8 protein-coding genes are annotated in these 9699 nt (G+C 33.0%); 1 reads left to right on the forward strand and 7 read right to left on the reverse strand.

Features of this window, described 5'->3' with window-relative positions; genetic code table 11:
- The coding region (locus HMPREF3002_RS00010; protein WP_141754456.1) for a hypothetical protein at positions 1-599 on the reverse strand (599 nt) is incomplete at its 3' end.
- 441 nt (positions 600-1040) lie between these two features.
- Positions 1041-2441 (reverse strand): plasmid recombination protein, encoded by a 1401-nt coding sequence (locus HMPREF3002_RS00015; protein WP_256263395.1) that lies wholly within the window; start codon positions 2439-2441, stop codon positions 1041-1043.
- 1356 nt (positions 2442-3797) lie between these two features.
- Here HMPREF3002_RS00015 and HMPREF3002_RS00025 point away from each other — a divergent pair.
- Positions 3798-4874 (forward strand): Abi family protein, encoded by a 1077-nt coding sequence (locus tag HMPREF3002_RS00025; protein WP_070664705.1) that lies wholly within the window; start codon positions 3798-3800, stop codon positions 4872-4874.
- Between the two features lie 996 nt (positions 4875-5870).
- Here HMPREF3002_RS00025 and HMPREF3002_RS00030 read toward each other — a convergent pair.
- From HMPREF3002_RS00030 to HMPREF3002_RS00050, 5 genes are all read right to left on the reverse strand, one after another.
- Entirely contained in the window at positions 5871-6236 is a 366-nt protein-coding gene (locus HMPREF3002_RS00030; protein WP_070664707.1) for a hypothetical protein, read from the reverse strand.
- 11 nt (positions 6237-6247) lie between these two features.
- On the reverse strand, positions 6248-6892 hold the full coding sequence (locus tag HMPREF3002_RS00035; RefSeq protein WP_070664709.1) for a hypothetical protein: 645 nt from the start codon (positions 6890-6892) through the stop codon (positions 6248-6250).
- 288 nt (positions 6893-7180) lie between these two features.
- On the reverse strand, positions 7181-7798 hold the full coding sequence (locus HMPREF3002_RS00040) for an SAP domain-containing protein (RefSeq protein ID WP_070664711.1): 618 nt from the start codon (positions 7796-7798) through the stop codon (positions 7181-7183).
- 135 nt (positions 7799-7933) lie between these two features.
- Positions 7934-8323: a hypothetical protein gene (locus HMPREF3002_RS00045; RefSeq protein ID WP_070664713.1), complete on the reverse strand. Its 390-nt coding sequence runs from the start codon at positions 8321-8323 to the stop codon at positions 7934-7936.
- Between the two features lie 444 nt (positions 8324-8767).
- The coding region (locus tag HMPREF3002_RS00050) for a DnaD domain protein (protein WP_141754457.1) at positions 8768-9699 on the reverse strand (932 nt) is incomplete at its 5' end.

Consider the following 9699-nt stretch of genomic DNA (forward strand, 5'->3'; position numbering starts at 1 on the left):
AAAATTCCGCGAAGGTCTTCGTTACTTAATTGAATTTTTCGCAATCCTGATTGGTTCGCTATGAGGATATTCTCATACAACGCTTGCCCTGAAAAGTTGAGCGATGCAAACATATCTAGTCTATAAATCAAAGGATTTTCTTCTCTAGATCTCAAAACTCCAATTATTGGAGCTACACCATCTTTTTCTATCTTATTTGAATTAAATATAAAATGGTATTTCCCTTTTTGATAAGAATAAGAACTGAATATCATAATTCCTTTAGCAGAACCATTCAGAGGATCATTAATCATCTTCTCATCGATCATCAAAATACTGCTTTCCCCAACTGTTTTTAGATCTTGTAAAATTCGTGATGTTCTGTGTCTTTCATAATCTAAAAGAGAAACAAAATTTTTTAGTTCATCAATCGTAAAAGTGGCTTCAGCAAAATCACCATCAACTTTTGCATTGAGCAATGCGAAAGAAAATAATATATTCTGCGCTGTCGTCATTCTGTTCGCCAAACTTGTTATACGAAAATTTTTACTTTTAGCTAACTGTTTGTTCTTTATATTAGTTAGTTGCCAAACCTCTGGCTGCTTTCTTATTTCATTCATTTTTCTTGCCTTTCATAGTGCTATTATAACACTATTCAAAACAAAGTGCAACTTTTTATAACATGGGTAGCACTAATGTGTTAGAACGGTAGCACTAATGTGTTAGAACGGTAGCATTAATGTGTTAAAATGGTAGCACTAATGTGTTAGAACGGTAGCACTTAAAACGTAGAAAGCCTTATTTGACAAGGTTTTTCGTATTTTTGCGCTTTTGCGTACTAATACCTATACTTATACATATTATTATAGAAGAAGAAAGCAAGATAAAAAATTATACGTTTGTGATCTTATGATTCACGTTTGATTTGATTGCTACGGTAGCTTGCCTTCAAAAGGTATCTAAGAGATGAAAAATGAAATTTTTTATTGACAGAGAGAGATTATCTTCGTAAAGTGCTACCAAAAAAACACATACTTTTACTTAAGTCACAAGTAGATTATCTATCTGCTAAAATCAAGATCATCTTTCTCAAATGTTCTTTCACCATCCTCTAGTTCCAGATCTTTTCTCTGAATAATCTTTTCAGCAATCTCAGCACGTTCTTGATCCGTTAGATAATACTCTTGGTCCTGCAATTGAGATCTGTATTTGTTTCTATCTTCAACTACATACTGCAATTCTTTGGACAAGCTATCATTTTCTCTAATTAGACCAGCCATTTCCTCTTTCAGTTTCGCAATCGTAGCTGTCAGACGTTTCACGATTCCTAAACCAAGAATGCGTTCTTTAAACTCATTCAGCAATTTAATCAAAGGGCCTCTATTAGCCCTGCGGGCCAAATCATCAAAATCCTTTTCTGGGACCATGACATAACGCTGTCTTGAATTGCCAAAGCCTTTCTCTTCGATTCGATAGTTCCGTTTATCATCAATCGGTTTTTTTGCAATCAGCTGCATTTTCAGCATTGCATCGACTGTTGCATCTTCGATCATTTCGCGATCAAGTTCTTCAGATTTGCTCACTATCTCATCGTTAATCCGTTTAATCTCTCTAGCTTGCTGTCTTTTGCGGTCTTCAAATGCCTCGTCTCGTTTTTGAAATTTTTCTTCTTGCTGTTTAAATCGCTCATTTAGCTCTTCCATCTTCTCTTCATGAGCTTGTTCCTCGCGTTGCATTTTTACGATCTGACTTGATTTTTGATTCTCGATGTATTGCATCGCGTCTTTGTATTCGCGCATATCCCTGATGTCGTTCGTCTGACCCGCTTTTCGGTCAATTCCGATTTCATGGACAAACTCATGCAGACGATGGATTTCTGCATCTCTAAACGCTTTAAATTGCTCGCGTCCAGATGGTCCAAATCCTTCCTGTTCCAACGCTTTTCTAAATGACGGTTGGACTGAAAGCCCATTTTTGTACCCATTCGCTGTTGGAACCACGTTAAAGTGTGCGTGAGGGGCCCCAGCTTCGTCCAAATGGACGATAGCATTGTAGATGGTCATATTATTGTGTCGTTCGTTAAAATCGCGTACATAGCGCGCCAGGACTTCCCCTACCTCCTTCTTTTCTTCAATGCTCAATTTTTCCCAATCAGCTTTGTTTCCGACGGCCACGATAAACTCTCTCTGCAGGTCCAAATTTTTGGACTTTCGGACGTGTTTATAATAATCATCGATCTTACGATCTTTGCGCTTTTGTTTTGCGTTGTAAGCGTTCAGTGCATCATCGAAGAGTTCGTGATAAACATCTTTAATATCGCGTTTGAAAATCTGAATATTATATTTCGATTTTTCGCGCTGGATGTGTTTGTGAGCGTCGCTCCTAAATTCTTTTTCCGTTAGTTCACGGTTATTGTGTCGAATATTAGTCTGACGTGGATTCGTCTTAAAAGATAATGTCATTGTCTTATCCATCATAAACCTACCTTTTTAAAAGCTACTAATAGTATGCCATCTTTTGTTAAAAATAAAGACAAAACAGAAGAAAAAACGCAACACTCAAAAAGTTTAACTAGGCTAATAGCCTAGTTAATAAAAATCATGGATAGATATAGAGATCCATGATTTATCAATATCGTGGGTTTGTATATAAGTCCATGAAAAATAAAAATTATGGTCTATATAGTTGTCCATTATTTGAATATAAAATGGACTATATAGAAGACCATAGAAATATAGAATAATGGGCTACATAGTAGACCACGAAATAATAAAATCATGGAACATGTATAAATCCATTATTTATATAAAAAATGGACTACATATAGGCCCATTATTGGGCTTAAACGTGGTCCAGTATACAAAACCATTAACCAGCTTTAAAAATGCGCAAGGTAGCCCGAAAAACGGGCTAAGACGCAGCGCTATCGCTATTCTGCGTCGCTATTGTCGATTGAAAACAGACGTAAAAATAATAATCTACAGTCGGGATTTAGCAGGAGTTTCTGTTACTCTTTGGCAAAGAGTAACGTTTTTGCACCTTTGACATTGCTTCGCAACGTACAAAGGTAAAACGCTCTGCCGAGGGCTCAAGAGTAGAACTTTCTGTTATACATCTAATCCATAGTTTGGACTATCCTCCAAACCTAAATCCATCTCCCACAAAAAAAGTAGATTCAAATAAGATTATTCAGGTGAAAAAAATGACATTTCAGGAATTTAGAAAAATTATAAGACTTTTCAAGATATAATTGGAATATGAAAAATTTAAAAGAAAGAAATATTCAAAAGACAATCTGGCATATAAAACGAAACTGTAATCAACTATCAGAGACATCCGATATGGTAGAACTAAAAAGCAAACTGTTTTATCTACAGTCAAGTATAGATTGTTTAAATAGGATTCTAAATGATCAAGATCCATACCCAGAAATCGATAGTAGAGAAGTTTTTTAGAAAAAATAACCCTATTTGCTCTTTAAAATTTTTAGCAGAAGGACTTATTTTTTATTTTAGGTTATCTGCGGCATATTGAGCTGCTTTTTCTTTAACAGTTGGCTCAGCTTTGCTGGCAACAGTTGTTTGTTGCTCTGTTTTTGCCTCTGATGCTCCAGAATCTTTTTTTGCTACTAGAGTCAGAAGAATATACAGCTAATAAAATAGCAGATAATCCAATGACTGTAAGTGTAGTTATTTTTTCATAATAATCCCTTGTTCAGCTTTTACACATTATTGTTATTTTAAAATAGTTGGTCAAAAATTGCGAGAAAGTATGATATACTTTATATAGTATACAAAGTAATTTGTGTGGAGTATTATATGGCTATTAAGAAAAGTGAAGACCGTAATTCGCTAAAACAAAAATTATTAGATAGAAATTTACAATTTGAAGAAACTGAACTTGATGAGGCACTTGTAAAATATAATTATTTTAATTTAATTAATGGTATTGAAAGTATTTTACTATCTAGTCAGAATCCAAAATATTTCAATAAAGTAACTTTAGACGACTTTATTGCAATTTATAAATTTAATAAAAATTTATCAGCTGCGATTCTGGATTTATTAAATAATATTGAATCAAAATTAAAAAATTCTGTTTCTTACCATTTTACTCAGGCACACTGCCAAATGATAAATGATACTATGAACTATACATTAAGTTCTAACTATACAGATCCTCAAACAGGGACATATTCTCAACATTATCCTTTTGTTAATTACCAAAATAAAAAAATTTATAATGAGTTCGACAAGTTTATATTGTTTAAAGAAAATTATCTTAAAATTTTAGTCGAGAGAAACGATCATATTAACCATCAGTTTTATTCAGACCCAAGTTACCATCCATCAAATACAGGGGTATCTATTTATAGTGAACATCCCAACGTTGCAGTTCCATTCTGGGTTGCAATCGAAACAATGACGTTAGGACAGGTACTTCGATTGTTGCACTATCTTGAGGATAATGTACTAAAAGAGGTAATGGCAGATTTCAATATGACACTATTTCATAGAAATGAATTTTTGAATATGTTTGATATTATTACCTCGCTTCGAAATTGCTGTGCTCACGGGAGATTAGTATATCGCTATCAATCTCCAAAAAGTGTTAAATTAAATATGGGATTAGTATCATTGTTTCAACTAACACCCTCAGAAACAGGTTTACAACCTTCTGTATTATCTTTGTTTGATGCTTTAAAAATTGTAAATTATTTTGAAAGTACAAAACCGTTAAAAAAACATATAAATTCCATTATTTATCGAAATAATAAACATTTTAAATCTCCAGATTTTGATTTAAATACTCGTCTATTAACAAAAATGGGTGAGCCTAGTCTAAAAGAGTGGAAAAAATTTATTTTTACTGAATCAAAATTTATATTTAAATAAATTGTTTTTTTTGTTGACATTTTTCTTTAAATGTAATAGAATATCTAACAGTAAATAAATTTGCTCCTAAGAGCGTTGGAGAATATCAATCTTATATTTTCCTCGATAAAGACCCTCGGTATCAATACCGAGGGTCTTTTGGTTGCCAAGAAAAATAACTTCTCTTCTACAACTTTCCGAAAAATTGATCTTTTTCGGAAAGATATATCTCAATAGCAAAACAACCCTAAACCCTTGGCTCTCAAGGGTTTTCTTGTGGTCTATCGTCCACAAATTGAACAGAAACAACGTCAGAATGCTCGTCTCAGCATCAAAAATGCGTGTTTTTTGTATGAAAAAACGCAAATTCTAATCAGCTATACAAAAATGACGTAGAGTTTCGCAAGTCTTACGCTTACAAATTTTTTAAGTAACTAAAATATAAACCCCACCTTTCTAATTCCGAGAATACATTTGAAATAAAAAAGAATGCTGACAAATCAACATTCTTTTTATGTTCACTTTGATAAACATTATAAAATTTGTCTGTTTAGCTACCAATAGATTTGTACTTTTTTTATAGATTTAGAATTCTTTGTTTTCAAATAGTTTAGTGTCAATGTAAAAAATTACAATTGAATAAATAACAGTTAAAAGTAGTTGAATGGTGTAGCTAATTATCGAAATATTCCTTTCTTAAGAACTGGTTTGGAAAGTATGGGTTTCAGTTGAACTAAAAAACAGCGTAGCATCAGCATCAAGCACTCACAGAATGCTATCTATTTTTTCAAAAAACTGAATGAGTTTGATATAGATATTTTTGTTTTTTGTTAAGTATAGTCTTTTCAGATAATGACTGTAAATATCTTTTAGATAGCTCAATTTTTATAAGATTTTTAAAGGCTATACGATAATTTCTTTGTATAGGAAAGTAAGGCGAATCATTAATAAGAATTGGAATGTCAAATAACCGACCTATTTAATAATAGGCCGGTTATATTTATTTATATCAGTTTATTACTTGTTTTGAATCGCTTCCTTTACTTGGGCAATAGTGACAGGTTGAGAGTCTTTATAAATGACTCTTTCCCCTTTAGTATCAAGAATTTCTCCGACTAGAGGTTCACTACTATCTGCAGATTTAACAGAAAACCCGCCACCCATGCTTTCAGGATAGGCAATGATAGTATCCTGGTCTGAAAATTGATTTAACGTTTCCAAGAGAGTAGAATCTTTAGAAGCTTGTTTTACCATTATCTCTAGAGTTGGTGGTTTCGCTTGGATATCCTCGCCTTTATCATTTGCAAATATTATGTTACTTCCGATAAGGATAGAAGAAATTAGAGTAACGATAAAAGCACATGTAGTGAATTTCTTGAGCATGTTGAGTCTCCTTATCTGTTTTCTACAATGTATCGAGTTCCTGGAACAGGATTGTAAGTGTAATAATAAAGCCAATCACTTCGTGTATCTACATACCGAGCTCTTCCTACCTCTAACTCTACTCCGTATAATCCTCTACCACTGTATGTACTTTCGGCAGAATTATAATTTCCTACTCGACCTCCATCATAAATTGAAGTCCATTTTAACCATCTACCTGTACCGTTAGCTGCAATAAACTTTAAATTAGAAAAACGCCATCCACTTCCTGAAAAAGGCTGAGATACATAAATCTCTTTATCGGCTAAAACTTTACCTTTTTGACTAAAAGGATCCGCTGATAAAAGCCCTGGAGATGGTTCAAAAAGAGTAAGAGGAGAACTCTGGAGAGAATGTTCTATATGTTCTTTATATTCTTGATAAGTCATTAACTGACTGTTATTGTGTTGAACCATCTCTTCATTATAATCAGATGTTCCATTAGAATTATAAATGAATCCCCCCTCTGGTAATACTTGAATTATTTGAGAGTCCTCAATTTGTATTGTCGTGGGCTCTGTAATATCTTTGTAAGTAGCAGCTAAAGCTACTGAACTAAAAACTAGTGAACTTGAAATAACTGAACCTATTATAATTGCTTTTAAACTTATTTTCATAATAAACCTAGCCTTTCGTAGTTATTAGTGTAGTGTAAAATGCGAAAAGATATATCGTTTAGTTCTAACACATTAAACCAGAGAAATATAGTTTCCTAATTTTTTCCTTTCTATCTCTGTTTAAGCGGTAGTCCTTCCAATATTATTGTACGTTCTTTTTTTTTGAAATGCAAGAAAAGAGAAAGACGATTAGGTCATTCTGATGTCAAAACTACACTTAGCATTTATAGTTTTTTTATTTCTATCGTCTTTAATACATTATATTCCGTTCGACAAACTTGAAGCTATTTACTTACAGTACTTCTCTATTTTGTAGCTGTATTCTTTTAGAAGTCCCTGTGAATAAATTTTTTTATTTTTTGAATCTCTAACCTCTTTCCAAAGGATAGCCGCAACTTTTAACTTGTTGGAGTAATGATTGCTAAATTCATCTGCACAAAAGTCTTTTAGAAATTGATTCCATTGGCAAGCTGAATTATCATACTTGGCGTAGTCTGACTCTCCATAGTATATTTTAATCATATCTTGGATTGTAAAATTTATGTTGTTGTCCCGTTTTACTTTTCGCCAAGCTGTTGCCATATCAGCATTAAATTTAAACGGATTAACACCTGTTACAGCTGAAAAATAATCACGAAATTTGTGATTAAAGGAAAACCCACATTCAAGTAATGGTGTATTTAGGGTTATTATTTCGGTTTGATTTTTGTTTCTTTTCCTCAAAAATTTTTCTACTCTATTTCCCTTAAAATATTGTTCTATAATATGATTTAATTCTTTTTTTGTACATCTGTATTCTAATCCAAGGCACTTACAAATTTGTGAAAGCTCTTCTCGGTACCAGTAGTATCTATTAAATTCTTCAAATGATTTTATATCTCTAAAATCAGGTCTATTTTCTTCCAAACGCTCACCTCTACAACTTCAATTTCATCTTATTGTACCCTATATACCCATGCCACTTAAAGCTATAACAGAAAATATTACAATCTTGTAATTACTGTATTTCTATTAAGCTTAACTTCACTCACATATAACTAATTAGTTATTTTTTGAAAACAAACGTTGCCACCAGTTCTTCTTTGTTTCTAAAAGTAATGTTTCATTTTTGATAGTCAGTGCTCCAATAAGCTGGAGTTGATTATTATTAGTTTCTAACATATCAGCAATTTGTTTATCTTTTTGCTCAATTTGAGAAACATAAAAGCTACGTTCGATCTCAAAATCAGCACGAATTTGCTCAATTTGCTCCTGCAACACAGTTTCTATACGATTGCTAGCATCGTCTACATTGCTAGCATCTGTATAGCTGTCTTCTACAATACAGCGATCGACTATGTATTGAGTAATTGTTTTGTTCTCGTTTTTAGCTAAATCTACGAGTTTCTCCTTTTGCTCTTTTGAAACTCTCACGCTGATTTGAACGCTCATTTTTTCTCCTAGGGGTATTTATTTGCTACACAAACATAGCACTATGTATAGATACATTGTAGCATATTCTATACAATTCTACACACACAATTCCATGAAAACACTTAAAAATCAACTTTAAAAAGCATTTTGAAATTGATTGTTGTCTTCCTCCCTCTGTTAATCTGGCTATAGATGCCATAGTATATTTTTATTTTTTGAGAAAGTATTTATCGAGAATCGATTTTAAGCTCTGAAACGTGATTAAATAACAGTGAAAAACGGAGTGAATTATCTTCCGAGGGTAAATATACCACCCCAACTTTTAAGCTCTCAAAACATAATAAAACACTTATAAAGCGCAGCTAAAAATTGAAAGCCTATTTTTTACGATTTCATAATCTAACTAGGCTATTAAACTAGTTAAAAACAAAGCAATAAAAAAAGACGGATAAGCCGTCCTTTTTATTCGTCTAAAAAATCGTAAATATTGGTTTGTCCTTCGACAACGGGTGGCTCTTGCGATGGATTGTCTATTTTAGCTAGTAACTTATTTTGTTGTTCCTTCATGTCGGCCTGTTCTTCTTCTGTCGTTTCATTTTTATAATCCTGATTCGACCACTTCGGAACATTTGTTTTCGTACTCCGTTTTTTAGTCTTTTTCTCATCACGTTTAACAGCATAACTTGCTTCATAAGATTTTCTTGCATCTTCAACCGTCGTTATACCTTTTTGTCTCCAATTTCGAAGAACCGTTGCTATGTACGTTGCTTTTTCCCCGCCATTTCGATTGAAAATCTCATATGCCAGCTCTAACACATTGTTCCTATCAGATTCAACAAAGCCATTTAAGTAGCCCAATATTTCCGATTCTGTTGGCTTTTCAACTGATTCAAAGCGGCTGAAAAACCAACCATATTCGTTCGATTCTTTTTCGGAAATTACCTTGCTTTCCACTACTGGATTATTAGGTTTATCAGTAGTTTCTTTTTTTTGTGCCGTTTTTTCAATAGCCGACCTAAGTTCGCTAATTTCCTTGGTTGCTCTTTTAATAATGTTTATTGCATCACCTATATTCTTTTCATTGATGCTATACAAATCCTTGAGGAGGCTATTATCTCGACTATATCCAAATCCTAGTAATTCAACATACAACTCGGTGGCAGTCGCTATTTGCGCCTTGGAAGCTAATTTTGTCTTTTCAATAGTCCATCGCAATTCAGCACCAATTATTTTTCGACCATTTTTTAACGGCTCATAAATGATGTTTAATTCTGTATTGCTATTGATGCTTTCAACTGCTGGAGCTAAATGTTTTCGTTTAATTGCATCGTATCGTTCCATTGATTTCCCAAAAGTACCAAAAATTCCGCGAAGGTCTTCGTTACTTAATTGAA

It is taken from the genome of Streptococcus sp. HMSC065E03 (assembly GCF_001815045.1).
Taxonomy (GTDB): domain Bacteria; phylum Bacillota; class Bacilli; order Lactobacillales; family Streptococcaceae; genus Streptococcus; species Streptococcus parasanguinis_AD.

Excerpts from the sequence above, each read along its gene's own strand:
- HMPREF3002_RS00045 (WP_070664713.1), bottom strand. The coding sequence starts at position 8,323 with ATGAGCGTTCAAATCAGCGTGAGAGTTTCAAAAGAGCAAAAGGAGAAA.
- HMPREF3002_RS00035 (WP_070664709.1), bottom strand. The coding sequence starts at position 6,892 with ATGAAAATAAGTTTAAAAGCAATTATAATAGGTTCAGTTATTTCAAGT.
- HMPREF3002_RS00025 (WP_070664705.1), top strand. The coding sequence starts at position 3,798 with ATGGCTATTAAGAAAAGTGAAGACCGTAATTCGCTAAAACAAAAATTA.
- HMPREF3002_RS00030 (WP_070664707.1), bottom strand. The coding sequence starts at position 6,236 with ATGCTCAAGAAATTCACTACATGTGCTTTTATCGTTACTCTAATTTCT.
- HMPREF3002_RS00015 (WP_256263395.1), bottom strand. The coding sequence starts at position 2,441 with ATGACATTATCTTTTAAGACGAATCCACGTCAGACTAATATTCGACAC.